Origin of the sequence: Kitasatospora sp. NPDC096204, from assembly GCF_044763205.1 — a bacterium.
GTDB lineage: Bacteria > Actinomycetota > Actinomycetes > Streptomycetales > Streptomycetaceae > Kitasatospora.
In genome coordinates this window covers 77,667-101,739 of the sequence record NZ_JBIWFT010000036.1, presented here as the reverse complement: position 1 = coordinate 101,739, position 24,073 = coordinate 77,667, and the positions used below count along the sequence as shown (strand labels likewise).

General features: G+C 73.4%; 20 protein-coding genes and 3 tRNA genes. 3 read left to right on the top strand and 20 right to left on the bottom strand.

What is annotated here, in order from left to right; genetic code table 11:
- Positions 1 to 110: 110 nt before the first annotated feature.
- The 10 genes from ACIQ87_RS31470 to ACIQ87_RS31425 all read right to left on the bottom strand — a co-directional run bounded on the left by ACIQ87_RS31470 (position 111) and on the right by ACIQ87_RS31425 (position 6,804).
- Entirely contained in the window at positions 111 to 1,406 is a 1,296-nt protein-coding gene (locus ACIQ87_RS31470) for a hypothetical protein (RefSeq protein ID WP_402413325.1), read from the bottom strand.
- A 98-nt stretch (positions 1,407 to 1,504) separates the two neighbouring features.
- Positions 1,505 to 1,577: transfer RNA gene (locus tag ACIQ87_RS31465), tRNA-Ala, on the bottom strand.
- 361 nt (positions 1,578 to 1,938) lie between these two features.
- Positions 1,939 to 2,011, bottom strand: a tRNA-Ala gene (locus tag ACIQ87_RS31460).
- Between the two features lie 43 nt (positions 2,012 to 2,054).
- A tRNA-Ala gene (locus ACIQ87_RS31455) sits at positions 2,055 to 2,127 on the bottom strand.
- A gap of 204 nt (positions 2,128 to 2,331) precedes the next feature.
- Positions 2,332 to 2,982 (bottom strand): histidine phosphatase family protein, encoded by a 651-nt coding sequence (locus ACIQ87_RS31450; RefSeq protein ID WP_402413335.1) that lies wholly within the window; start codon positions 2,980 to 2,982, stop codon positions 2,332 to 2,334.
- Positions 2,979 to 3,437 (bottom strand): ribosome silencing factor, encoded by a 459-nt coding sequence (gene rsfS, locus ACIQ87_RS31445; RefSeq protein ID WP_355265854.1) that lies wholly within the window; start codon positions 3,435 to 3,437, stop codon positions 2,979 to 2,981. The genes ACIQ87_RS31450 and rsfS overlap by 4 nt, the downstream gene beginning before the upstream one ends.
- Before the next feature lie 233 nt (positions 3,438 to 3,670).
- On the bottom strand, positions 3,671 to 5,533 hold the full coding sequence (locus ACIQ87_RS31440; protein ID WP_402413322.1) for a LytR C-terminal domain-containing protein: 1,863 nt from the start codon (positions 5,531 to 5,533) through the stop codon (positions 3,671 to 3,673).
- Positions 5,534 to 5,547: 14 nt separating this feature from the next.
- Positions 5,548 to 6,180 (bottom strand): nicotinate-nucleotide adenylyltransferase, encoded by a 633-nt coding sequence (gene nadD / locus ACIQ87_RS31435; RefSeq protein WP_402413319.1) that lies wholly within the window; start codon positions 6,178 to 6,180, stop codon positions 5,548 to 5,550.
- Positions 6,181 to 6,303: 123 nt separating this feature from the next.
- On the bottom strand, positions 6,304 to 6,459 hold the full coding sequence (locus ACIQ87_RS31430) for a hypothetical protein (RefSeq protein ID WP_181970583.1): 156 nt from the start codon (positions 6,457 to 6,459) through the stop codon (positions 6,304 to 6,306).
- Positions 6,460 to 6,657: 198 nt separating this feature from the next.
- Positions 6,658 to 6,804, bottom strand: coding sequence for a hypothetical protein (locus tag ACIQ87_RS31425; protein WP_402413315.1), 147 nt, complete (start codon positions 6,802 to 6,804; stop codon positions 6,658 to 6,660).
- Positions 6,805 to 7,160: 356 nt separating this feature from the next.
- Between ACIQ87_RS31425 and ACIQ87_RS31420 the strand changes: the two genes are divergently transcribed.
- Positions 7,161 to 8,276, top strand: a complete 1,116-nt coding sequence (locus ACIQ87_RS31420; protein WP_402413312.1) for a M48 family metallopeptidase — start codon at positions 7,161 to 7,163, stop codon at positions 8,274 to 8,276.
- Positions 8,277 to 8,386: 110 nt separating this feature from the next.
- Here the strand turns inward: ACIQ87_RS31420 and ACIQ87_RS31415 are convergent, their stop codons facing one another.
- From ACIQ87_RS31415 to proB, 5 genes are all read right to left on the bottom strand, one after another.
- Positions 8,387 to 9,451, bottom strand: coding sequence for a hypothetical protein (locus ACIQ87_RS31415; protein ID WP_402413309.1), 1,065 nt, complete (start codon positions 9,449 to 9,451; stop codon positions 8,387 to 8,389).
- A 219-nt stretch (positions 9,452 to 9,670) separates the two neighbouring features.
- Positions 9,671 to 10,255, bottom strand: a complete 585-nt coding sequence (locus ACIQ87_RS31410) for a hypothetical protein (protein WP_402413306.1) — start codon at positions 10,253 to 10,255, stop codon at positions 9,671 to 9,673.
- Between the two features lie 89 nt (positions 10,256 to 10,344).
- Positions 10,345 to 11,667 (bottom strand): glutamate-5-semialdehyde dehydrogenase, encoded by a 1,323-nt coding sequence (locus tag ACIQ87_RS31405; protein WP_402413303.1) that lies wholly within the window; start codon positions 11,665 to 11,667, stop codon positions 10,345 to 10,347.
- A 127-nt stretch (positions 11,668 to 11,794) separates the two neighbouring features.
- Positions 11,795 to 12,319 (bottom strand): hypothetical protein, encoded by a 525-nt coding sequence (locus ACIQ87_RS31400; RefSeq protein WP_392869914.1) that lies wholly within the window; start codon positions 12,317 to 12,319, stop codon positions 11,795 to 11,797.
- A gap of 165 nt (positions 12,320 to 12,484) precedes the next feature.
- On the bottom strand, positions 12,485 to 13,621 hold the full coding sequence (proB, locus tag ACIQ87_RS31395; protein WP_402413299.1) for a glutamate 5-kinase: 1,137 nt from the start codon (positions 13,619 to 13,621) through the stop codon (positions 12,485 to 12,487).
- A 301-nt stretch (positions 13,622 to 13,922) separates the two neighbouring features.
- On the opposite strand from proB, the gene ACIQ87_RS31390 reads away from it, so the two are divergent.
- On the top strand, positions 13,923 to 14,708 hold the full coding sequence (locus ACIQ87_RS31390; RefSeq protein WP_402413296.1) for a hypothetical protein: 786 nt from the start codon (positions 13,923 to 13,925) through the stop codon (positions 14,706 to 14,708).
- A gap of 83 nt (positions 14,709 to 14,791) precedes the next feature.
- Here the strand turns inward: ACIQ87_RS31390 and obgE are convergent, their stop codons facing one another.
- The 5 genes from obgE to ACIQ87_RS31365 form a co-directional block, all read right to left on the bottom strand.
- Positions 14,792 to 16,273, bottom strand: a complete 1,482-nt coding sequence (gene obgE / locus ACIQ87_RS31385; protein WP_402413293.1) for a GTPase ObgE — start codon at positions 16,271 to 16,273, stop codon at positions 14,792 to 14,794.
- A gap of 158 nt (positions 16,274 to 16,431) precedes the next feature.
- Positions 16,432 to 16,689 (bottom strand): 50S ribosomal protein L27, encoded by a 258-nt coding sequence (gene rpmA / locus ACIQ87_RS31380; protein ID WP_030058248.1) that lies wholly within the window; start codon positions 16,687 to 16,689, stop codon positions 16,432 to 16,434.
- Between the two features lie 14 nt (positions 16,690 to 16,703).
- The gene (rplU, locus tag ACIQ87_RS31375; RefSeq protein WP_045696828.1) at positions 16,704 to 17,021 is read right to left on the bottom strand and encodes a 50S ribosomal protein L21; all 318 of its coding nucleotides are present in this window, start codon (positions 17,019 to 17,021) and stop codon (positions 16,704 to 16,706) included.
- 227 nt (positions 17,022 to 17,248) lie between these two features.
- Positions 17,249 to 20,884, bottom strand: coding sequence for a ribonuclease E/G (locus tag ACIQ87_RS31370; protein WP_402413290.1), 3,636 nt, complete (start codon positions 20,882 to 20,884; stop codon positions 17,249 to 17,251).
- Positions 20,885 to 21,281: 397 nt separating this feature from the next.
- Positions 21,282 to 22,082 carry a TIGR03936 family radical SAM-associated protein gene (locus ACIQ87_RS31365; protein WP_402413287.1) on the bottom strand — a complete coding sequence of 267 codons (801 nt, stop codon included), beginning with the start codon at positions 22,080 to 22,082 and terminating at the stop codon, positions 21,282 to 21,284.
- Between the two features lie 365 nt (positions 22,083 to 22,447).
- Between ACIQ87_RS31365 and ACIQ87_RS31360 the strand changes: the two genes are divergently transcribed.
- Positions 22,448 to 24,013: a glycosyltransferase family 39 protein gene (locus ACIQ87_RS31360; protein WP_402413284.1), complete on the top strand. Its 1,566-nt coding sequence runs from the start codon at positions 22,448 to 22,450 to the stop codon at positions 24,011 to 24,013.
- Positions 24,014 to 24,073: the final 60 nt, after the last annotated feature.

The window sequence follows — 24,073 nt, the reverse complement described above, 5'->3', positions numbered from 1 at the left end:
GCCGTCCTCATCAACCGAGGAGTCCAAGCACACCTGCTCGAACTCCTCGGCATCGACGAAACCCGACCCCGCTGGCTGGAAACCTAAAACCCCATGTGCGAAGTCCGGGCCTAGCCGGCCACCGCCCGCCCCGCCGCATCGAAGTCCCGCAACGCCTTCGCCAGCCGCTCGGACTGCATCCCCGCCGCGGCCGAGCGCGCCAGCGAAGCCGTGCGGGCCGCCTCCCGCTGGTCGCCGAGCCTGCGGTGGGCCTCGGCGAGGCTCACCATCAGCAACGCCTTGGAGCGGGCCCGCCCCGGCCCGAGCCCGGCCACGGCCTCGGCGAGCAGCACCTTGGCCAGCCGGTGCTGGCCGAGCGCCAGCCGCCCCTCCCCCACCATCCCGGCGAGGGCGGAGCGGGCCTCCTCGGCGCCGGGTAGGCCGTCCAGTTCGGCGAAGGCCCGGGCGGCGGCGGCCTCGGCCTGCTCGGCCTCGCCCCGGCGGCCGTACGCGCGGGCGAGCCGGCCGTACTGGCGGGCCCGGGCGGTGGGGCCGAGCGCGGCACCGTGGGTCTCCAGGGCGGTCGCGAGCGCGGAGACGGCGTCCAGCCCGCGCCCACCGGTGCCCTGGGTGGCGAGCACGACCAGCGCGCCGAGCACCGGGACCCCGAGCCGGGGGTCGCCGCTGACGTGGGCGGCGCGCAGCGCGGCGACGAAGGCGCGCTGGGCGGCCGCGTCGTGGCCGAGGTCGTACGCGGCCCAGCCGGCCAGCCGGGCGAGTCTGCTGGCCGTGCCGTAGAGCTCGCGACCGAGCCGTTCGTCGTACGCACCGAGTTCCAACAGCTTGGCCAGCATGGCGAGTTCGGCGCGGACGGGGCCGAGGACGAGGCCGCCGCCGCAGGCCCGTTCGAGCTTCTGCTTGCTGCGGTAGGACAGTCCGAGCTCGCCGGCCAGCCCGGGTTCGACGCGCAGCGCGCCCTCCCCGCCGCCGACGGGTGGTGGCGGGGAGTCGAGGCGGGCGGCGGCCTGGTCGAGGTCGGCACTGCGGAACAGGTCGGTGAGGCGGACCGGCCCGGCGTCGGTGGCGGCCTCGCGCAGCGCGGTCTGGGCGGTGTCGGCGGTCCACGGGTCGGTGAGCAGCCGGGGCGAGAGGATCTTGGCGCCGCGGTGGCCGCCCATCCGGCCCCAGAGCTGCTCGTAGGTGACGGCGATGCCGAGGGTGCGGCTGAGCACCTCGCAGACCGCCTGGTCGTGCGGGCTGCGCGGCACCATGCCGCGGTCGCGCCACTTGTACGGGGCGGTGGAGCTGATGGCGAGGCCCGGCGGCAGGGCGAGGCTCACCTCACGGGCGAGCCGTTCCGGACTCCAGCCGAGCTGGTGGAGTATCCGGGCCAGTTCCTCGTTCCGCCTTCGCTCCAGATCGGCCATGGCACGACGGTAGCGGGATTCGGGGCTCTTCGACCGGTGGCGGGAGCAGAACGACGAAGAGCCGCCTCCCGATTCCGGGAGGCGGCTCTCGACTGCTGTGGAGCTATGGGGAATTGAACCCCAGACCTCTTGCATGCCATGCAAGCGCTCTACCAACTGAGCTATAGCCCCTTGACCTGCGATGTCACCGCGGTTCCCGGTTGTTTCCGGCCGTTTCCCTCGGCGACATCGACTACTTTACACGGTCCGGGGCGTGCTCCTGAAATCCGTTCCCCGAGGCCCGCACCACGCACCCCGGGCGCCCCACCTCCCGCACTCCGGGCGCCTCATCTCCCGCGCCCCGATGCCCTGCCCCGCGCGCCGGGCGCACGCTTCCCGCCCCGGGCGCGCGGCAACCGGCGCACACCCCGCCACCGGTCACCGTCACAGCCGCCAGCCACCAGCCACCAGCCACCAGCCACCGACCGAAACACCGAGAGCCCGAAACGCCGGAAGGCCGCCACCCCTTGGGTGACGGCCTTCCGAACTCCTGTGGAGCTATGGGGAATTGAACCCCAGACCTCTTGCATGCCATGCAAGCGCTCTACCAACTGAGCTATAGCCCCGCGACACGGGCGACCCTGGCTTACCACGACCGCCGATGCGGAGTGGAGCTATGGGGAATTGAACCCCAGACCTCTTGCATGCCATGCAAGCGCTCTACCAACTGAGCTATAGCCCCGCACTCACCGGATCTCCCGCTTCCCTTCCGGGCCGCGTTCCTTCCCTGCGAACGAGGAAGACTCTAGCTGGTCAGGGCCGGAACTGCGAAATCCGCCCTTCCGGACCCCCGCCGAGCCTCCCCTCCGCGCCCTCGCCGCACCCCGGCCGAGGGCCCCTGAGGGCCCCCGGCACCCGCTGCCGCCCGAGCCGGTACGGCAACGGGTCAGGTGTCGTCGCCGATGACCGGCTGCGGGAGCGTGCCCGCGTTGTGCTCCAGCAGGCGCCAGCCGCGCGCCCCGTGGCCGAGCACCGACCAGCAGCAGTTGGACAGCCCGCCGAACCGCTCCCACTGGGCCGGCTCCAGGTCGAGCAACCGCCCGAGCATGGTGCGGATCGTCCCGCCGTGGCTGACCACCACCAGCGTGCCGTTCTCCGGGAGCTTGCCGACGGCCTCCAGGACCACCGGCACCGAGCGGTCGGCGACCTCGGTGGCCAGCTCGCCGTCACCGCCGCGCCGCACCGGCTCGCCGGCCGCCCAGGCCTCGTACTCCTCCGGGTAGCGCTCACGGATCTCGGCGTTGGTCAGGCCCTGCCACGAGCCCGCGAACGTCTCCCGCAGGCCCTCGTGGTGCTGCACGTCGAGCCCGGTGACCTCGGCCAGCTCCGCGGCGGTGCGCCGGGCCCGCTGGAGGTCCGAGGAGATCAGCAGGTCGGGACGGAGCCCGGAGAGCAGCCGGGCCGCCCGCTGGGCCTGCAGGACGCCCTGGCCGGTCAGCTCGATGTCCGTGGTGCCCTGGAACCGCGATTCGAGGTTCCAGGCGGTCTGGCCGTGCCGCCAGAAGACGATGCGCGGGCCCTGCGTGCCCCGGCTCAGTGCAGGTCCTCGGGCTTGCCGAAGTCGTCGGCGGGGGCGACGGCGTTGCCGGCCTCGTCGGTGTACGCGTCCGGGCGGTTGCGGGAGGCCAGGGCGTCCTCGGGAAGCGGCAGCTCGGGGCAGTCCTTCCAGAGGCGGTCCAGCGAGTAGAAGGAGCGCTCCTCGGAGTGCTGGACGTGCACGACGATGTCCAGGTAGTCGAGCAGGATCCAGCGGCCCTCACGCTCGCCCTCGCGGCGGACCGGCTTGATGTCCAGCTGCTCGCGCAGCTGGTCCTCGATCTCCTCGGCGATCGAGCGGACCTGGCGGTCGTTGTTCGCGGAGGCGATCAGAAAGGCGTCGGTGATCGACAGCACCTCGCTGACGTCGAAGGCGATGATGTTGTGCGCAAGCTTGTCGGCCGCCGCCTGCGCGGCGACGGTGATGAGCTGCTGGCTGTGGTCAGTGACGGTCACGGTGTTCTTCCGGCTCGGCTGCTTGGGGCGCCCCGGCGCGCGGCCGGGGTCGCCTTCCAGGATCTCACGCCGCCCGGGCGGGCCCGGAACCGATTTACGCGCCCCGGGCCCCGACCGCCACCGGGCCCCGACCGCCACCGGGCCCCGACCGCCACCGGGTCGGGGCCGAGGCCGGCCGGGACCGGAGCCCGAGCCGACCGGAGCCGGACCCGGATCGGAGCCGGGCCACCGCCCTACTGGTTCTTCGGCAGCTGGTAGTCCTTGCCGAGCACGACCAGCAGGTCCGCGTTCTGGGTGTCGCCGGTCACCTTCTTCACCGCCGTGTCCGGCAGCCCGAGGCTGGTCGCCAGCGACTTCGCCGCGCCCTGCCGGGCGTCGTCGGTGTAGCGGATCTCACTGGCGGCCTGCGGGGCGGCCTTGGCGCTGCCCGGGATGAAGGTCAGGCCGGAGTTGACGATCTGGACCTGCGCGGCGGCCGCCGCGGCGTCGTTGCCGCTGCCGTCCTGGAGCGCGACCCGGGCCGGGGCGTCGCCGACGGCCGCGGACTTCACGGTGCCGCCCAGCACGTCCTTGACCTGCTTGCCCGCCGTCGCCTCGTCCAGGCTGCCGTCCGGCTTGACGGTCAGCGCGGTGGTCCCGAAGTGGCCGTCCTTCGCCTGCTGGGCGAGCTGGACGAGCACCCCGGCGAGGGCGTCCTCGGGCAGCGAGGGGTCGAGCACCGCGTTCATCCGGTGCACGTCGTCCTTGGCATCCTTGAACTCGGTCGGCATGGTGCGCACCACGGCGTCCATGACCTGCCCGAACCTGGCCAGCTGGGCGTCCCGGTTCTCGCCGGGGTTCTGCAGGGTGGCGTACGCGACCGCCGCCTTCCCGCTGAGCATGGTGTTCTTCCCGGCCGCGGACAGCAGCTTGCCGTCCGGCTTGCCGCCCTCGTGGGTCTCGGCGTTGGTGTCCACCCGGACGCCGCCGAGTTGGGAGACCAGCAGCTCCAGGTACGGGGTGTCCAGTCGCCAGGTGCCGGCGACCGGGGCGCCGAGCACGGTGGACAGGCCCTCGCGGGTCGCCGAGGCGCCGATGCCGTCCATGGACTGGCCGATCGTGGTGACCGGCGGGTCCCCCGGGCCGGGCAGCCGCAGGTTGTCGGGCAGCAGCAGCACCGTGCCCTTCTTCCCGGAGGCGTCGTTGACCAGCAGCGCGCTGGACACCTTGCCCTGGAGGTCGCGCAGGTGGACGACGTTGACCTGGCGTCCGCCGGCGGCGGTGGCCGCGCTCGGCTTGCCGCCGGTGAGGAAGAGGTAGCCGCCGACGCCGCCGGCCGCGAGCGCCACCACCACACCGAGGCCGATCAGCCGGTTGCGCAGCTTGCGGCGGCGCTCGGCGCGCACCTCGCTGCGGGACTCGGCGAACTTCAGCCAGTCGATGACGTCCTCGGTCTCCTCCGCCTCCTCGTCGACGAAGGTGAACTCGCCCGTCGTGTAGTTGTCCCTGGGCGCCTTGCTCCCGGCCTTCCCGGCCCGCGCCCCGGCGACCTGCTCGGACGGCGGCCCGGCCTTGGCCGGCGCCGTCGCCGACTCCGGCTCCGCGGCGGGCCGGGGCACCCGCGGACGCGGTGGGGCGGCAGCAGCCGCAGCGGCGGGCGCGGCGGGAGGCACGGCGGCCTCGGCCTGCGGCTCGGCGGCGGCCGGGGCGGCGGCCTGGTAGGGCTGCTGCTGGTACCCCTGGTAGCCCTGCTGCTGGTAGCCGTACGCGTCCTGCCCGTACACCGGCTGCCCGTACTGGTCGTACTGCTGCTGCTCGTACTGCTGCTCGTACGACTGCGGCTGCTGCTGCGGGAACTGCCCGGTGTGACCGCCCTGCTGGTACCCGTCGTACCCCTGGTAGCCCTGCTGCTGGTAGCCGTACGCGTCCTGCCCGTACACCGGCTGCCCGTACTGGTCGTACTGCTGCTGCTCGTACGACTGCGGCTGCGAATGCTGCGGCTGCGGAGGCTGCTGCGGCTGCGGCTGCTGCTGCGCCTGCTGGTAGCCCTGGTACGGCTGCTGGTACTGCCCGGTGGACCAGTCCTCCGGCCGCCGGCCGTCGTTGCGATCAGTCATGCACCGCTCCTGGATCAGTCCCCGCGCGGCGCGTACAGCGCCCGCTTGTCGATGTAGCGGACCACGCCGTCCGGGACGAGGTACCAGACCGGCTCGCCCTTGGCGACCCGGTTGCGGCAGTCCGTCGAGGAGATGGCCAGCGCCGGGACCTCCACCAGTGAGACCCCGCCCACCGGAAGCCCGGCGTCCGACAGAGTGTGCCCGGGACGGGTGCAGCCGATGAAGTGGGCCAGCGAGAAGAGCTCGTCGGAGTCGCGCCAGGACAGGATCTGGGCGAGCGCGTCGGCGCCGGTGATGAAGAAGAGGTCGGCGTCCGGGTGCAGGGCGTGCAGGTCGCGCAGGGTGTCGACGGTGTACGTCGGGCCCTCGCGGTCGATGTCGATCCGGCTGACCGAGAACTGCGGGTTCTCGGCGGTGGCGATGACCGTCATCAGGTAGCGGTCCTCGGCCGGGGTGACGTGGCGGTCGCTCTTCTGCCACGGCTGTCCGGTCGGCACGAAGACCACTTCGTCCAGGTGGAACGCGCTCGCGACCTCACTGGCGGCGACGAGGTGGCCGTGGTGGATCGGGTCGAAGGTGCCGCCCATCACGCCGAGGCGCTTCTTCACCGGTTCCGGTCCGCCGGGATTCCCGGCCTGCTCTCCCATGCCGCCACACCTTACGCGACACCCGTTACGGTGCGGGAACGGCCGGGTGGGGGTTCTCCGCAGATGCGTGAGGGAGCGGCCGGCCGGTGGCCGGACGCTCCCCGAGCTGCCCCAGGACCGGGCTCAGCGGTCCCGGTTGAAGCGGGTGGTGATGAAGAGCAGGACCAGCAGGATGACCAGCGCGGCGCCACCGGTCAGGGCCGGGTTCAGACTGTCGTGGTTGCCCCCCTCGCCCTCGGCGAGCAGGTTCAGAACGGGGAGTGCGGCAGCAGTGCTCATGGTCGGCGGGACCTTCTCGGCTCGGTGAACGGACCTGGGGGTGGTTCCGGGCCGGTGAGGGCCCACCCGTCATCGTACGGGGGGTTACACCGCAACCGCTCGGCGGCCCACCGCCGCTGACCGGGCGTGAGCGCGCACCCGCGGGAGGGCCGGGAACGGGCCGGGGAAGGACCGGGGAAGGACCGGGAACCGGCCGGTCTAGTTGTTCTTGAAGGCGCGGGCCATGATCCAGACCAGCAGGCCGATGCCCACGAAGGACGCGATCACGATGATCCGCAGGAACAGGCCCGGACCGGTCTCGTCGGAGATGGGTGTGGCCAGGCTGACAAGCGTCTCGGTGGACATCTGCGGGGGCTCCTCGAACTGCTCGGTACCGCGGCCGGATCCGGTCTCGGTCGTCCAGGCCTCAGGTTAAACCGGCCTCACACCGGCGCCGCCCACCGGCCCCGGTGACGCGCCCGCCGCCCCGGCGCCCGCCAGCCCGGCGCCCACCGACCCAGCGCCCGCCGGCCCGAAACCCGCCCACCCCGTGCCGCCCCGCACCCGCCGCCCGCCGCCCGCCGGAAGGACCGCGCGTACGCTGACCCCTCGGGGACGAGTACGCAACCGCACACGTTGCACAGACAGTCGTTGCAGGCGAAGACCAGCGGGGGGCCGGCCAGCGGGCCGCGGCCGCCGTCGACCAGGAGGGTACTCAAACCATGACCGACACGACCGCGAAGACCCCGAGCCGTCGCCGCGAGCGCTTCCCCGGGATCTCCACCCGGGCCTGGGAGCACCCGGCGGACCGCTCGGCCCTGGTCGCGCTGCGCAGGCTCACCGGCTTCGACGACATCCTGAAGAAGCTGGCCGGCCTGGTCTCCGAGCGGGCGATCCGGCTGATGTTCCTGGCCACCGCCGTGAAGACCTCCGAGCGCCAGTTCCCGGAGCTCCACGACATGGTGCGCGACGCCGCCTACATACTCGACCTGGACCAGGTCCCCGACCTGTACGTCTCCCAGGACCCGACGGTCAACGCGTACTGCATCGGCATCGACACCCCGATCATCGTGATCACCAGCGGCCTGGTCGAGCTGCTGGACGAGGAGGAGCTGCGCTCGGTCATCGGCCACGAGGTCGGCCACGCGATGTCCGGCCACGCCGTCTACCGGACGATGCTGATGATCCTCACCAACATCGCCACCCGGATCGCCTGGGTGCCGCTGGGCAACCTGGCGATCACCGCGATCATCACCGCGCTCAAGGAGTGGTTCCGCAAGGCGGAGCTGTCCAGCGACCGGGCCGGCCTGCTCGCCGGGCAGGACCTCCAGGCCTCCATGCGGGCCCTGATGAAGCTGGCGGGCGGCCACAACCTGGCCGAGATGAACGTCGACGCCTTCCTGGAGCAGGCCGAGGAGTACGAGAAGGCCGGCGACCTGCGCGACGGCGTGCTCAAGGTGCTCCAGCTGCTGCCGCAGACCCACCCCTTCGCGGTGGTCCGGGTCGCCCAGCTGAAGAAGTGGGCGGAGAGCGACGACTACCGCTCGATCATGGCCGGCGCCTACCCGCGCCGCTCGGACGACCCGGACGCCTCGGTCACCGACCAGTGGAAGGCCGCCGCCGAGCACTACACGACCTCGGTCAAGGAGAGCAAGGACCCGCTGATGGGCCTGCTCCGGGACGTCGCCGGCGGCGCGGCGACCGTCGGCGGCAAGCTCCGCGACACCTTCACCGGCAACAGCGCCCGCAACGGCTCCTCGGGCAGCGGCTCCTCGGGTGCCGGCTCGTCCGGCACCGGTTCCTCGGGCAACGGCTCCTCGGGCAGCGACGGCAGCTGACCCCACCGCGAACGCGACGGCGGCCGGTGTCCCACCCGGGGCCCCGGCCGCCGCGCCGTTCCCGGCCCCCGCCCGGGCCTGCGCCCAGCCCCCGCCCGGTCCTGCGCGCCTCAGCCGCCCGCCGCCAGCACCCCGCACACCTGCCAGCCCGGCCGGGCGTGGTTGCCGGGGTCGACCGGCGTCGGCGGCGCGACGACCGTGCCCTGCGCGGTGGCCAGCACCGGCTGCAGGAAGCCCGCCGCCGAGGTGCCGCAGGGCTCCGGCCCGGCCTGCACCACCGAGTCCACCAGCCGCAGCTGGCCCGCGGCCAGGTCCACCCGGTCGAACTCGAAGGTCAGCTGCCGCCGCACGGTCTCCAGGGTGACCGGGGCTCCGGCCGGGGCCCCGGCCGGCTTCAGCGCGTAGACGAAGGTGTGGTCGGTGGTGATCTGCAATGTCCCGCTGTCCGCCTCGTCGATCCGCATCGCACCGGCCACCTTCACGGTGTTCGAGGCCAGTGCGACCTGCGCCGGGTCGAAGCGGACCATCCAGCCGGTCGCCGCGTGGTGCCGGTCGTCCACCGGCTGCGTCACGCTCGCGTCGAACTCCGCCTGCTCACCGGGCGTGACGAAGTCCCGCACCTCGGCGGTGGAGCCCTGGACCAGCACGGCCGGGGAGAACGAGGAGGCGACCAGGTAGCGCTGGACGGTGTCGAGTGCCTTGGCCACCTCGACCCGGCCGAAGTGCCCGGTGGCGGCCCCGGTCGGGGTGTTCAGCCCGAGCGCGCCGTCCCCGTACCCGGGTGCCAGCGCCGCGAACGGGTCCGTCCCGTCGGCGACCGGATGGACGGCCGAAGCCGGGGCCAACGCGACCAGGCTGACGGTCAGTTGACTGCCCTCGGGCCGCGCCGCGGTCCCTTTCGGCGAGGTCACCCCGAAGTACACCGCGGCCCCGAAGGCCAGCAGGATGAGGAGCAGCAGCACGAGCGCCTGGCGCGGCACGGTGCCCAGCGGGCCGAGCCGCACCCGCGGCCGGGTGGACTTGCCGAAGGAGCCCGACAGTCGCTCCCGGGCGGACAGTTCCCGGATCCGGGCAGCCCGGACGAACGATTCGTCGAAGACGACGGACCGGAATTCGTCCTCGTTGCCGGAACCGCCCTCGGGCGCACCCTCAGGAGGCTCTCGCGGGTCACCCACACCACCAGGGTAGGCGGACACCAGCGCCGCCACGAGGGTCCGGGCGTACATTCCCGGGAACGCTCCGTGACCACCGCCCCGGGGCGTGCGCCCGCGCCCGGGCGGACCGTGCCGACCCGCCGCCCACGCCGCCCCGCAGACCCGTACCGACCCACCGCCCGCGCCGCCCCGCAGACCCGCCGCCCCGCAGACCCGCAGACCCGCAGACCCGTGCCCGGGCTACCCGGTCGGCGCCGTGACCACCAGCGGGGGCTCCGCCGGGGCCTGCCCCGGGCCGACCCCCGCGCTGCTGCTGCCGGACTCGGGGCGTCTGGGCGTACCCGAGGAGCCGCCCACGCCCTGGTAGACCGCCGCGACCGCGACCGCCACCAGGCCCACGCCCATGATCACGGCGAGCACCCAGGCCACCGGCCGGTGCCAGCGCTGCTGGGCGACGTACCGCCCGCGGGCGCGCACCGGGTCGTAGCCGCGTCGCCACCGCCGCCGGGCCCTGCGGTCGCCCGCCCGGCCCGGCCCCGACCAGGGGTCGGGGTAGAGGTGGTCCGCGTCGAGTCCGCTCGGGTACGGGCGCAGCTCCAGCGGCAACCCGTCCCCGGCCGGGACGTCACGGCCCCAGCCCGGACCCGCGGTGTCCGGCTCGAACCGGGCCTCGGCGGCGGCGAGTTGCCGCTCCTTGGCAGTCGGCTCGTGCACGGCGGCGGACCGGACGAAGGCCTCATCGAGGACCACGGTGGCGAACTCGTCGTCCGCACCACCGTGGTCGGCGCCGTCGGGGTACGGGAAGCCCCCCACATCCTCAGCCACGGATTCAGCGTATTACCGGCCGGGCGTTTTGTCTGTGGCTCCCGGCAGTTGGTCCGTCACACGTGTGAAGGACCCCGCTCGCGCGCCGTTCAGCGGCCGTCCGCGGCGCCGCCGACGGTCTGCGTGCTCTCGCCGCGGACGTGCCCGTCACCAGTGACGATGTACTTGGTGCTGGTCAGCTCGGGCAGGCCCATGGGGCCGCGGGCGTGCAGCTTCTGGGTGGAGATGCCGATCTCGGCGCCGAAGCCGAATTCGCCGCCGTCGGTGAAGCGGGTGGAGGCGTTGACGGCCACCGTGGTGGAGTCCACCAGCCGGGTGAAGCGGCGGGCGGCGGCCTGCGAGGTGGTGACGATCGCCTCGGTGTGGCCGGAGGACCAGCGGCGGATGTGCGCGACGGCGGCGTCCAGCGAGGGCACCACGGCGGCGGCGAGGTCCAGCGAGAGGTACTCGGCGCCCCAGTCCTCGTCGGTGGCCGGCACCACGGTGGCCGGGCCGCCCTCGGCGGCCTTGAGCACCGCCTCGTCGCCGTGCACGGTCACCCCGGCCTCGGCGAGCGCCGCCAGCGCGAGCGGCAGGAAGGCCTCCGCGACGTCCTGGTGGACCAGCAGCGTCTCGGCCGCGTTGCAGACGCTGACCCGCTGCGCCTTGGAGTTCAGCAGGATGCCGACGGCCATCGCCAGGTCGGTCTCGGCGTCCACGTAGACGTGGCAGTTGCCGGTGCCGGTCTCGATCACCGGGACGGTCGAGCCCTCGACCACGGTGCGGATCAGCGAGGCGCCGCCGCGCGGGATCAGCACGTCCACGTAGCCGCGGGCGCGCATCAGCTCCTGCACCGAGTCCCGGCTCTCCCCCGGCACCAGCTGGACCGCGTCGGCGGGCAGCCCGGCCGCGGCGACGGCGTCGCGTACCACGGCGACCAGCGCGGTGTTGGAGCGGTAGGCGGAGGCGGAGCCGCGCAGCAGCACCGCGTTGCCGGACTTGAGGCAGAGCGCGGCGGCGTCCACGGTGACGTTCGGGCGGGCCTCGTAGATGATGCCGACCACGCCGAGCGGCACCCGGACCTGCCGCACGTCCAGGCCGTTGGGCAGGGTGTAGCCGCGCACCACCTCGCCGACCGGGTCGGGCAGGCCTGCCACGTCCCGCACGTCGGAGGCGATCGCGGCGATCCGCTCGTCGGTCAGGGTCAGCCGGTCGACCACCGACTCGGCCGTGCCGGCCGCCCGGGCCCGCTCCACGTCCTCGGCGTTGGCCGCGACGATCTCGGCGCTGCGGGCCACCAGCGCGTCCGCGATCGCCAGCAGCGTGGCGTCCTTCGCGGCGCGCGGCAGCGGGGCGAGTGCGGCGGCGGCCTCCCTGGCTCGGCGCGCTACGGCGAGGACAGGACTGTCGGCGGTGGCGAGATCGCTGGTCATGCTGCCAAGGGTAGCGACTGAACCGGCCCCGCCCGGGCGGTATTTCGCCCGATGAGACGCCGCCTCGACGGTCCCCGGCCCGACGGCCCCCGGCGCACGGCTCCCGCCCCGACCGGGCGGGCGCGGCTCAGTACGGGTGCACCCCGCCCAGGTGCGGCGGCGGATCGCCGAAACCCTCCGCCACCCGTTTGTGGTACGTCGCCCGGTCGACCACCTCCAGCCCGACGATCTCCCAGGGCGGCAGCTTGGCGGTGACCTTGTGCTCGCCCCACAGCCGCAGCGCGATGGCCGCCGCGTCGTGGAGGTCCCGGGCCTGCTCCCAGTAGCGGATCTCGGCGTGGTCGGCCGCGTAACGGGCGGTCAGGAAGAACGAGTGGTCGTGCGCCAGCTGCTCCAGCGAGGCGCGCAGCGAGGGCAACGGGGTGACCTGCCCGGCCACGCTCAGCACCACGTGCCACAGCCGGGCCTGCTCGGGCACGGTCGGCGGCTGGGCCGCCCGGTCGCGTTCGGGCCGCAGCCTGCGCACCCCGCCGGGCCTCTGCGACGGCGGACCGGCCGGCTCGGCGGGGCCGTCCCCGCGTCCGCCGTCGATGCTGGTCAGCCGCCGGCCCGCCGTCCCTGCGGTCAGCGCTGCCTCGCGCCTGCGTTCCACCGGCGGCCTCCTGTTCGGCGATGTCCTGTCGTCCCCACCGGCCCCGTCGGCCTCGGCCGACCGGGACGGCTGCGCCCCTCCTCGCCCGTGGCCGGGCCGCTCCCGGTACGGAGCGGCCCGCCGTCCGCGCTGCGCCGATCGGCCTGTGCCGGCCCGCCGGGCCGGTCAGTCGCGCAGAACGACCAGGTCGTCGCGGTGGACCACCTCGCGCTCGTACGCGGCGCCGAACTCCTGGGCCAGGTCGCGGGTGGACCGGCCGAGCAGGCGGGGCAACTCCCTCGCATCAAAGTTGACCAGTCCGCGAGCCACGATGTGGCCGTTTTCGGCAAGAAGGTCCACCGGATCACCCGCGGCGAACTCCCCGTCGACCCTGGTGACCCCGGCCGGCAGCAGCGAGGCGCCGCCGGAGACGACGGCCCGGACGGCGCCCTCGTCCAGGTGCAGCGACCCGCGCGGGCTGCTCGCGTGGGCCAGCCAGAGCATCCGGTCGGAGGTTCGGCTGCCGGTGCGCAGGAAGAGGGTTCCGGTGGGCCGGCCGGCCAGCGCGTCGGCGGCCTGGCTGGCGGCGGTGAGCACCACCGGGATGCCCGCGCCGGTGGCGATCCGGGCCGCCTCGACCTTGGTGACCATGCCGCCGGTGCCGACCCCGGCCTTGCCGGCGCTGCCGATCTCGATGCCGTCGAGGTCCCGCGGGCCGCGCACCTCGGCGATCCGGCTGGTGCCGGGGCGGGACGGGTCGCCGTCGTACAGGCCGTCCACGTCGGAGAGCAGCACCAGCAGGTCGGCCCGGACCAGGTGGGCGACGAGCGCGGCGAGCCGGTCGTTGTCGCCGAACTTGATTTCGGCGGTGGCGACGGTGTCGTTCTCGTTGACGATCGGCATCGCGCCCATCGCCAGCAGCTGGTCCAGGGTGCGGTAGGCGTTGCGGTAGTGGGCGCGCCGGCTGGCGTCCTCGGCGGTGAGCAGCACCTGGCCGACCCGGATGCCGTACCGGGCGAAGGAGGCGGTGTAGCGGGCGACGAGCAGGCCCTGGCCGACGCTGGCGGCGGCCTGCTGGCGGGCCAGGTCCTTGGGCCGCCGGTCCAGGCCGAGCGGGGCGAGCCCGGCGGCGATGGCGCCGGAGGAGACGAGCACGACCTCCGGTGCCTCGGGGCGGGCGCGCAGCTTGGCGAGCGCGTCCACCAGGGCGTCGACGCGGTCGGCGTCCAGGCCGCCGGTCGCCGTGGTCAGGGAGGAGGAGCCGACCTTGACGACGATCCGCCGCGCGGTCAGCACCTCCTCCCGCAGAGAGTCCTCACTCATCTCGCTGTACGCCCTTCCGGTGTGGTGCGGCTGGGCCCGGGCCCGGCCGTCACCCCCGAAATCTACGCGATCGGTGCAGGTCACCCGCAGGGTGTTTCACTGTCCGGACCCGGGCAGGTCACGGGCTCGCCACAGCCCGGCCGCCGATCCGGAGGCCTGGTATGGTCCCTGACCACAAGCCAGATCGGGGGACGGCTTCTTGCCCGCTGGACCCATGTCGTCATCGACCCTTCCTGTTCACGACGGGCGGCGCCGCACTGGGCAAAGGCCGGCAACGGTCGCGGCCGTGCGCCCAGGAGAAATGCGCACCATGCGTTCGTACACCACCAAGCTGACCGTCGCCGCGCTCGCGGCGGCCACCGCCCTGTCGCTCGCGGCCTGCGGGCCGGACAACGCGGACACTCCGGCCGGTACCGGCGGCGCCACCGGCGCTGCCCCGGCCCAGACCGGCGCGGCCCCGGGGGCCACCACCGCAGGCGCGGCCGGCGGTTCGACCGCGGCCCCGTCGGCCGCGGCGACCGGCGGCGCCACCGCGGGCGGTGCGGCGGCGGGCGGCGCCGCGACGGCCGGCGGGGCCGGTACGGCCGGCACCGCGGACGGCGGGGCCGGTGCCGGTGCCGGTGCGATCCCGGTGGCCGCGAGCAGTGTGAAGATCGGCCAGCCCGCCACCGTGGACTTCGCCGACAAGACCTCCAAGGTCGCCACCAAGCTGGAGATCACCGTCACCGGCGTCGAGGTCGGTTCGCTGCAGGACTTCACCGCCGCCAAGATCAACCTCGTCGGCCTGGAAGGCCGCACCCCGATGTACGTCAGCTACACCATCAAGAACCTCGGGGACGCCAGCCTCTCCTTCACCGCCCCGGACTCGAAGTTCGTGCTCTTCGACACCACCGGCAAAAAGGGCGTCAACGCCATGACCGCCGCGACCCCGCTGCCCAAGTGCACCAGCGCGAAGTTCCAGGGCGTGGCCAAGGGCACCGAGGTCAAGGGCTGCACCATCATCACCACCACCGGGAACACCCCGGCCGCAGTCGGCTACACCGACCTGACGGACCTGCTGAAGCTCCAGGCCTCCTGGACCAAGTGACGTCCCGTCACCGCTGAACACGCGGACGGCCCCCGCCACCTCGACAGGTGGCGGGGGCCGTCCGCGTGAAGCGCTCAGCGCGCTCAGTAGTCCTCGTCGTCGTCGCCCTCGATGGCGGCCTGGCGGCCGCTGGAAAGCGCCTCGAAGGCGAGGAACTCGGCCTCGGCCGCGTCCCGGCCCTTCTGCTTCTCGCGGCGGCGGTCGACCGCCGGGCGCTGGGTCTCCATGCGGTGGTCCTCGCCGCGGCGGCCGAGCATCTCGGCGCCGGCGGCCATGGTCGGCTCCCAGTCGAAGACGACGGCGTTCTCGTCCGGGCCGATGATGACGGTGTCGCCCTCGTGCGCCCCGACCTTCCAGAGCTTGTCCTCGACGCCGAGGCGGGCCAGCCGGTCGGCGAGGTAGCCGACGGCCTCGTCGTTGCTGAAGTCGGTCTGGCGGACCCAGCGCTCCGGCTTGACGCCGCGGATGCGGTAGGCGCCGTCCTCCTCGGTGATGGTGAAGCCCGCGTCGTCGACGGCCGTGGGCCGCAGCACGATCCGGGTGGACTCCTCGGCCGGCTTGGCGGCGCGCGCCTCGGCGACGATCCCGGCCAGCGCGAAGCTCAACTCGCGCAGGCCCTTGCGGGAGGCGGCGGAGACCTCGAACACCCGGTAGCCGCGCTCCTCCAGGGAGGCGCGGGTCAGGTCGGCGATGTCCTGGCCGTCCGGGACGTCGACCTTGTTGAGCGCGACCAGACGCGGGCGGTCTTCCAGGCCGCCGTACTCGGCGAGCTCGGCCTCGATGGTCTCCAGGTCGCTCAGCGGGTCACGGCCGGGCTCCAGGGTGGCGCAGTCCAGCACGTGCACGAGCACCGAGCAGCGCTCCACGTGCCGCAGGAACTCCAGGCCCAGGCCGCGGCCCTGGCTGGCGCCCGGGATCAGGCCGGGCACGTCGGCGATGGTGTAGACGGTGTCGCCCGCGGTGACCACGCCGAGGTTGGGGATCAGGGTGGTGAACGGGTAGTCGGCGATCTTCGGCTTGGCTGCGGAGAGCACCGAGATCAGCGAGGACTTGCCGGCGCTCGGGTAGCCCACCAGGGCCACGTCGGCGACGGACTTGAGCTCCATGACGATGTCACGGGCCTCGCCGGGCTCGCCGAGCAGCGCGAAGCCGGGCGCCTTGCGGCGGGCCGAGGCCAGCGCGGCGTTGCCGAGGCCGCCGCGGCCGCCCTGGGCGGCGACGAAGCTGGTGCCGTGCCCGACCAGGTCGGCCAGCACGTTGCCCTTGCGGTCCAGCACCACGGTGCCGTCCGGCACCAGCAGGACGAGGTCCTCGCCGTCCGCACCGGTGCGGTGGCCGCCGGCGCCCGGCTTGCCGTTGGTGGCCTTGCGCTTGGGCGAGTGGTGGTACTCGAGAAGGGTGGTGACCTGCGAGTCCACGGTGAGGATGACGCTGCCGCCCTCACCGCCGTTGCCGCCGTCCGGCCCGCCGAGCGGCTTGAACTTCTCGCGGTGCACGGAGGCGCAGCCGTGGCCCCCGTTACCCGCGGCGACATGAAGTTCGACGCGGTCCACGAAGGTGGTCATGGGTGTGCCTCCAGTGCGCGAGAGTCTGCTTGCTACCTGCGTAAAGCGCGAAGGGTGGACCGGAGAATTCCGGCCCACCCTTCACTGTGAGTCTTCTCAGACCCGGTGAGCCCGCCCGGACCCGGTGGGTCCGCTCAGACTCGGGAGTCCGCGGGGACTCAGGCCTCGACGGCCACGATGTTGACGACCTTGCGGCCGCGACGGTTGCCGAACTGAACCGCACCGGCGGTCAGCGCGAACAGCGTGTCGTCGCCACCGCGACCGACACCGGCACCCGGGTGGAAGTGGGTGCCGCGCTGGCGGACGAGGATCTCGCCGGCCGAGACGACCTGGCCACCGAAGCGCTTGACGCCGAGGCGCTGGGCGTTCGAGTCACGGCCGTTACGAGTAGAGCTTGCGCCCTTCTTGTGTGCCATTTTTCGCTATCCCCTTACTTGCTGACCGAGTCGATGCTGGTGATGCGCACCGCGGTGTGCTGCTGACGGTGACCCTGACGGCGGCGGTAGCCGGTCTTGTTCTTGTAACGCAGGATGACGATCTTGTCACCCTTGGTCTGGTCGACCACCTCGGCGTGAGCCTTCACGCCGGCCAGGACCCACGGGTCGGAGGTGACAGCGTCACCGTCGACGACGAGGATGGTCGAGAGCTCGACCGAGTCACCCGGCTTGGCCTCGATACGGTCGATCTCCAGCACGTCGCCCACGGCGACCTTGTGCTGGCGGCCGCCTGCGCGAACGATCGCGTACATGCGGTACCTGCTTTCCTTGCTCGGTCGGAACCCCCGACGCCAGCCACCTGGGTACGGACACAGGAGCCTCTCCCCGGCCCTCCGCGCGAACGCGGCGACCTCGGAAGGTGATGTGCTCGGGAGCATGGCGTAGACACGCCGATGGTCAAGAATACGGACCGGCCGCCCGGGGGGCAAACCGGCCCGTACGACCCGGGGCGGAATCGCTCCCGCCCCGGGCGTGGGCACTACTCGGCCGCCGTATCACCCTCGGCGGCCGCGGCCTTCTTGGCCGCCGCGCTCGTCCGCTTGGTCGCGGTCTTGCGGGCGGTGGTCTTCTTGGCCGCCGTGGTGGTCTTCTTGGCGGCGGTCTTCTTCGCGGCGGTCTTGCGGGCGGCCCGCTTCTTCGGCGCCGGCGCCTCCTCGGCCGGAGCCTCGGCAGCGGCCTCGGGGGCCTCGGGGGCCTCGGGGGCCTCGGCGGCCTCCGGAGCCTCGGCGACGACCGCGGCCTCCACGACCGGCTCGCCCGGCGCCTCGACGGCGGCCTCGGCAGCGGCTTCCGCGACCGCCGGGGCGGCGGCCTCCAGGGCCGCCTCCAGCGCCGCCTCGGCCTTGGCCTGGAGCACCACGATCTCGGCGGAGTCCGGGGAACCCGCCGGAGCGGTCGCCTTGCGCACCGCGCGACGACGCGGACGGCCCGCCGGAGCGGCGGCCGGGGCCTCGGCCACGGGAGCCTCGACGACCGGGGCCTGCGCGGCCGCCTCGGCCGGAGCCTCGACGCCCGGGACCTCCAGGGCCAGCTGGCCCTCGATCTCCTCGCGCACCGGCTCGGCCGGCTCGGCGACGGCCTCCACCGGCTCGGCCACGACGGCCACCGCGGCCTCGACGGCCTGCGGCTCCTCGTGGCCCGCACCGCCCTTGCCCCGGCGACGGCGCTTGCCGCCGACGGCCTCGCCCGCCGCCACGGGGGCGTGGACGTGGGCGCTCGGCTGCTCCATGTGAACGATCACGCCACGGCCGTTGCAGTGCACGCACGGCTCGGAGAAGGACTCCAGCAGGCCCTGGCCGACCCGCTTGCGGGTCATCTGGACCAGGCCCAGCGAGGTGACCTCGGCCACCTGGTGCTTGGTCCGGTCCCGGCCCAGGCACTCCAGCAGGCGGCGCAGCACCAGGTCGCGGTTGGACTCCAGCACCATGTCGATGAAGTCGATCACGATGATGCCGCCGAGGTCGCGCAGCCGCAGCTGGCGCACGATCTCCTCGGCCGCCTCGATGTTGTTCCGGGTGACCGTCTCCTCCAGGTTGCCGCCCTGGCCGACGAACTTCCCGGTGTTGACGTCGATGACGACCATCGCCTCGGTGCGGTCGATCACCAGCGAACCGCCGCTGGGCAGCCAGACCTTGCGGTCCAGCGCCTTCATCAGCTGCTCGTCGATCCGGTAGGTGGCGAACACGTCCACCTCGGAGGTCCACCGCTGGAGCCGCTCGGCAAGGTCCGGGGCCACGTTGGAGACGTACTCGTGGATGGTCTTCCACGCCTCGTCGCCGGAGACGATGACCTTGCTGAAGTCCTCGTTGAAGATGTCGCGCACGACCCGGACGGTCATGTCCGGCTCGCCGTACAGCAGCGCCGGGGCGTTGCCGGTCGCGGCCTTCTTCTGGATGTCCTCCCACTGCTGCTGGAGGCGCTGGACGTCGCGGGTCAGCTCCTCCTCGGAGGCGCCCTCGGCCGCGGTGCGCACGATGACGCCCGCGTCGTCCGGGACGATCTTCTTGAGGATCTGCTTCAGGCGGGCGCGCTCGTTCTCGGGGAGCTTGCGCGAGATGCCGGTCATCGAGCCCTCGGGCACGTACACCAGGTAGCGGCCGGGCAGCGAGATCTGGCTGGTCAGGCGGGCGCCCTTGTGGCCGATCGGGTCCTTGGAGACCTGCACCAGCACGGACTGGCCGGACTTCAGCACCGACTCGATCCGGCGCGGGCCGCCGTGGCCGCCCAGCGCGCCGAAGTTGACCTCGCCGGCGTACAGCACCGCGTTGCGGCCCTTGCCGATGTCGACGAAGGCGGCCTCCATCGACGGCAGCACGTTCTGGACCTTGCCCAGGTAGACGTTGCCGACGTACGAGGTGGCCTGCTCCTTGTTGACGTAGTGCTCGACCAGCACGCCGTCCTCGAGGACGCCGATCTGGGTCCGCTGGCCGCTCTGGCGCACCACCATGACGCGCTCGACCGACTCGCGGCGGGCCAGGAACTCGGCCTCGGTGATGATCGGCACCCGGCGGCGGCCCAGCTCGCGGCCCTCGCGGCGGCGCTGCTTCTTGGCCTCCAGACGGGTCGAGCCCTTGATGGACTGCACCTCGTCCGGGTCGAAGGACGGCTCGGTGGAGCGGCGGCGCGGCTCGCGCACCTTCACCACCGTGCGGACGCCGTCCTCGGTGGTCTCGGCGGTCTCGACGGCGTCGGCCTCACCGCTGCGGCGGCGACGGCGGCGGCGACGGCGCGACGAGGACAGGCCGGTGGCCAGGTCGTCGTCCTCCTCGCCCTCCTCCTCGGCGACGGCCTCGGCCGGCTCCTCGGCGGCGGGCTGCTCGGTCTCGACGGCCTCGAAGTCCTCGGCCTCACCGCGGCGACGGCGGCGACCGCCCCGGCGGCGACGGCGCGACGGACGGCCGTCCTCCCACTCGTCCTCGGTCTCCGGACCGGCGGCGGGGGCCTCCACGGCGGGCGTCTCGACGACCGGGGCCTCGACGACGGGCGCCGCGACCGGCGCCTTCGCTGGGGCCTTCGCCGGTGCCTTCGCCGGAGCCTGGGCGGCGGCCTTGCGACGGGTCGGCTCGACCCGGGTGCGGACCCGGCGGCGACGGCCGACACCGCTGTACTCGAACTCGTCGTCCTCCGCGCGCCCGGCCACGGCCGGGGCCTCGGCCGGAGCCTGGGCGGCGGCGGGAGCCTGGGCGGCGGCGGGAGCCTGGGCGACGGCGGGCTGCTCCGGCGCGGACGGCGCGACGAAGGGGGCCGGCTCCTGGAACACCGGGGCCTGGAAGACCGCGGTGGCCGGGCGGACGGCGCGGCGGCGCACCCGGTGGTGCGGCTCGGCCTCGGCGGCCGGGGCGGCAGCGGCGGGCTGGGCCGCCGGCTCAGCGGCGGGGGCCTCGACGGCCTCCTCCTCGGGCTCCTCGGCCTGCGGCTCCTCGGCGGCGGGCTCCTCGACCGGCGCCTCGACGACCGGCGCGGCCTCGACCACGCGACGGCGGCGGGTGCGGCGGGCCGGAGCGGCGGGGGCCTCCTCGGCCGCCGGCTCGGCGGCCGGAGCCTCCACGGCGGGGGTCTCGACGACCGGGGCCTCGACGGCGGACGCCTCGGCCTCGGCGGCGGGGGCACCGGCGGGCGCCTCGGCGCGCTTGCGGGTACGGCGGGCCCGGGCGGGCTTCTCGGCCGTCTCGGCCGTCTCCGCCTTCTCGGCCTTGGCGCTCTTGACGGCCTTCTCGGTCTTCGCGGCCCTGGCAGCCTTCGGAGCCTTCGCGGTGGCCTCGGCCACCGGGGCCTCGGCGGCCTCCGGCGCGGTCACCACGATCGCGGTGGCCTCCGGCGCCCCGGCCGGGGCCTCGGCGCGCTTGCGGGTCCGACGGGCCCGGACCGGCTTCTCGGCGACCGGCTCGGCCGCCGCCTCGGCGGCCGGAGCCGCAGCGGTCACGGCCGCAGGCGCGTCGGCCGGCAGGACCGTCTCGGCCGCCTCGGTGGCCGCACCCTGCGGGGCGCCCGCCGGGCGGGACACCGCCCGGCGACGACGGCGCGGCGGCGCGGCGGACGCGCCCTCGCCACCGGTCGCGGCGGTTTCGTTCTGTTCCGTGGCCGCAGTCTGCTGCGGATCGGTGTTATCGAGCATGCGGGTGGATCTCCCGTCAGGCCCCCGGGCTCCGCATCCGGGCACGGCACGGCACCGCTGGGCGGTCGGCATCGCGACGATGCCGGGACCGGACCCTTTGACGGTGCCGCCGCGCGGACGCGAGGCCGCACAGGGGCTCGTAGTCTCGCTCGGCGCCCCGCGCTCGGCGGGGTGTCGAAAGTCTTCTGGTCTGACCAGTCTTCTGAGGTTTTCCCAAGCTGCGCCTTCCCCCAACCCCGGGTGGCTCCCGGACGGGGTCCCGGACCGGCCGACCTTCGCGGTCGGCAGGCCCCGGGGTGGCAGGCCTGTGCTGCGACGACGCTCGCTCCCCTGGGGAGCCGCGGGAACCCTGGAGGACCGTCGGGCCCAGTGAGGCACTGGGCCCGGCCTCCCCCCGCTAGGCGGACGCGGTAGCGTGCGGCCCTGCGGCCGGCTCCGAGCCGATCGGGGCCGCGGCGCGGTCGAGCGCCAGCGGGTCGGTCACCGTGCCGGCCTCCTCGTCGAGCGGCCCCTGCGCCAGCCTGGTCACCTCTGCGGGGACCGGCGGCGCCAGGTCGGCCGTCACACGGAGACCGGACAATACGTCGTCGGGTCGTACGGCGGGTGTGGCGTGTCGTACTACCAGGCGCAGTATCGCACAGGGACGGCCGGTCCGAACATCGCGGCCGGTTTCGACCCCGGCGTCCGTACCGCCCTCGACCTGCGCCGGGGCGGCTTCCAGCGCCGCCACCGCGCCCCGCGCGTCGAAGACCCGCAGGCCGTTCTTGGTGCGGCGCTCCACCTCGACCCGCTCGGCGGCGAGGAAACGCGCGACCGCCTCGGCGGCCACGTCGGGCTCGACGCCGTCCAGCCGGACCAGCCACTCGGAGGCCTCCAGGCGCTCCACGAAGTTCGGCGTCCGCACCTCGACCGCGTCGATCACGTCCAGGCCGGTCGGCAGCGACTCGTCCAGCTGCGCCCGCAGTTGCTCGGGGTCGCGGACCGCGGCCAGGCCGATCTCCAGGTACTCCGCCTCGCTCGCCACCCCGGTCGGGGCCGCGTTGGCGTAGGAGACCTTCGGGTGCGGGGTGAAGCCGGCCGAGTAGGCCATCGGAACGGCGGACCGGCGCAGGGCGCGCTCGAAGGCGCGCTGGAAGTCGCGGTGGCTGGTGAAGCGGAGCCGGCCGCGCTTGGTGTAGCGGAGGCGAATCCGCTGCACCGTCGGTGCGGGCGGCGGACCGTCGGGCGTACGGCGTGCCAGGGTTGCTCAGTCCTTCGTCACTCTGTCCCGGTCCGGGGCACTGCACCGGACTTCTGTCACCAGTAAGGGTACGCGCCCCGCCCGCCCCCCTTCCCCGCCGGTCCGGACCCCTTCGCCCCGCCCGCGCCCGAAAGGGCAGCCGCCCGGCGGGCCCGCACGACCGCAGGGCTCGGCGGCATCTCATCCAACGACAGCGACGTCAGTAATATCATCCGTTTATCAATCGGCCATGCACGGCGCTCCACCGGCACGGAAGGGAATCACCCCGACATGGAATGCGCAATACCCATCCCCATTCCTCTTGCGACTGTGCGAATAACGCCGTGATCAAAAGTCCCGCGACCCTCCAGAAAAGCACCATCGCCATCACCGCGATCACGGCGATCGCGGCGATCCTCAGATTGTGGCGTTTTCCGGATCTGCCCGGCGGCCTCAACCAGGACGAGGCCGGCGCCGGATACGAGACGTTCTCGCTCCTGACCCACGGCACGGACCGCTGGGGCAATCCCTGGCCGGTCTACTTTCCCAGCTGGGGCTCCGGACAGAACGTGCTGCTCTCCTACCTGAGCGTGCCGGTCGTCGGGCTGTTCGGCCTGAGCGTCTTCTCCGTACGGCTCGTTCCGGTACTCCTGGGCATCGGCGCCGTCCCGCTGCTGTACGTCGCCCTGCGGCGCTTCGCGGACCTCCCCGCGGCCCTGATCGGGGCGGGACTCCTCGCCGTCACCCCGTGGCACGTCACCGCGTCACGGTGGGCACTGGAGTCGAACATCCTGCCGTTCTTCCTGCTCGCCGGAGTGACCACCCTGGGGTACGCGTACACCTCGTCGCGCCCCCGGACACTGATCCCCTTCTCCCTGGTGTTCCTGGCGCTCGCGCTGTACGCCTACGGGGTGGCGGTGATCGTGGTGCCGGTGATCGTGGGGCTCTATCTGTGCGCCCGGTACCGCACGGTGCTGAAGCACCCGGTCCCGGCCGGGCTGAGCGTGCTGGGATTCCTGATCGTCGGCGGGCCGCTGCTGCTGTTCATCCTGGTCAACAACGTCCTGCACCGCTCCCCTCAGTTCATATCCAGCCTGCCGTTCAGCGTGCCGAAATTCCCGTCGTCACGGCTCGACCAGATCACCAACGGCCAGGACCTGGCCGAGCTCAACACCCATTTCGTGACCAGCGGCTTCGACGACGGCTACCTGTGGACCGTCCCCAACGGCTTCCTGGCACTGGGCGTGATCGGAATTCCGCTGGCCGCGCTCGGCGTCCACTTCGCGGCCCGCACCCGCTCCCCCGAAACGAACCTGTTCACGTTCTGGCTGGTGGGCGCGGTCATCCTGCTGTTCGTGGTGCCGGCCAACGGCAACCGGGCCAACGCCCTGTTCGTCCCCCTCATCGCCCTCACCGCGATCGGCGTCAGCGGGCTCTACCGCTCGATGACCGACCGCAGGACCGGACGGGCCGTCGTCGCCGTCATCATGGCCACCGCCGTCGGCTACGCCACGCTGTTCTTCCACGACTACACGACCCGCCACCCGGAGCAGATCGCCCGGGCCTTCGGGGAGGGTTTCGACGACGCGCTGAAGTCGGCCGACGGGGCGCGGCACCCGGACGAACCGGTGTACGTCTCCGACCGTTTTCCGCTCAACTACATGGAAACCCTGTTCTTCCTGAAAGCGGATCCGAAGGACTTCCAGGCGAACAGCGAGGTCAAAACCGTCGACGGAGTGTTCCAGGTGCGCAATTACCGGCACTACTACTTCTCCAACAACGAGGCGTCGCTGGATTCCGCACCCAGCTACGTCGCGGTACTGCGCGGCGACGAACAGCGCAGCTGCGCCCGGACCGAGACACTGACCCGGCATGAACAGTGGACCGTCGCCCGCTGCGTGACCCGCTGACCCTCCGGCCGCAGAACCAGTGGAGCCCTCCCCGAAAAACCCGGGAAGGGCTCCACACGT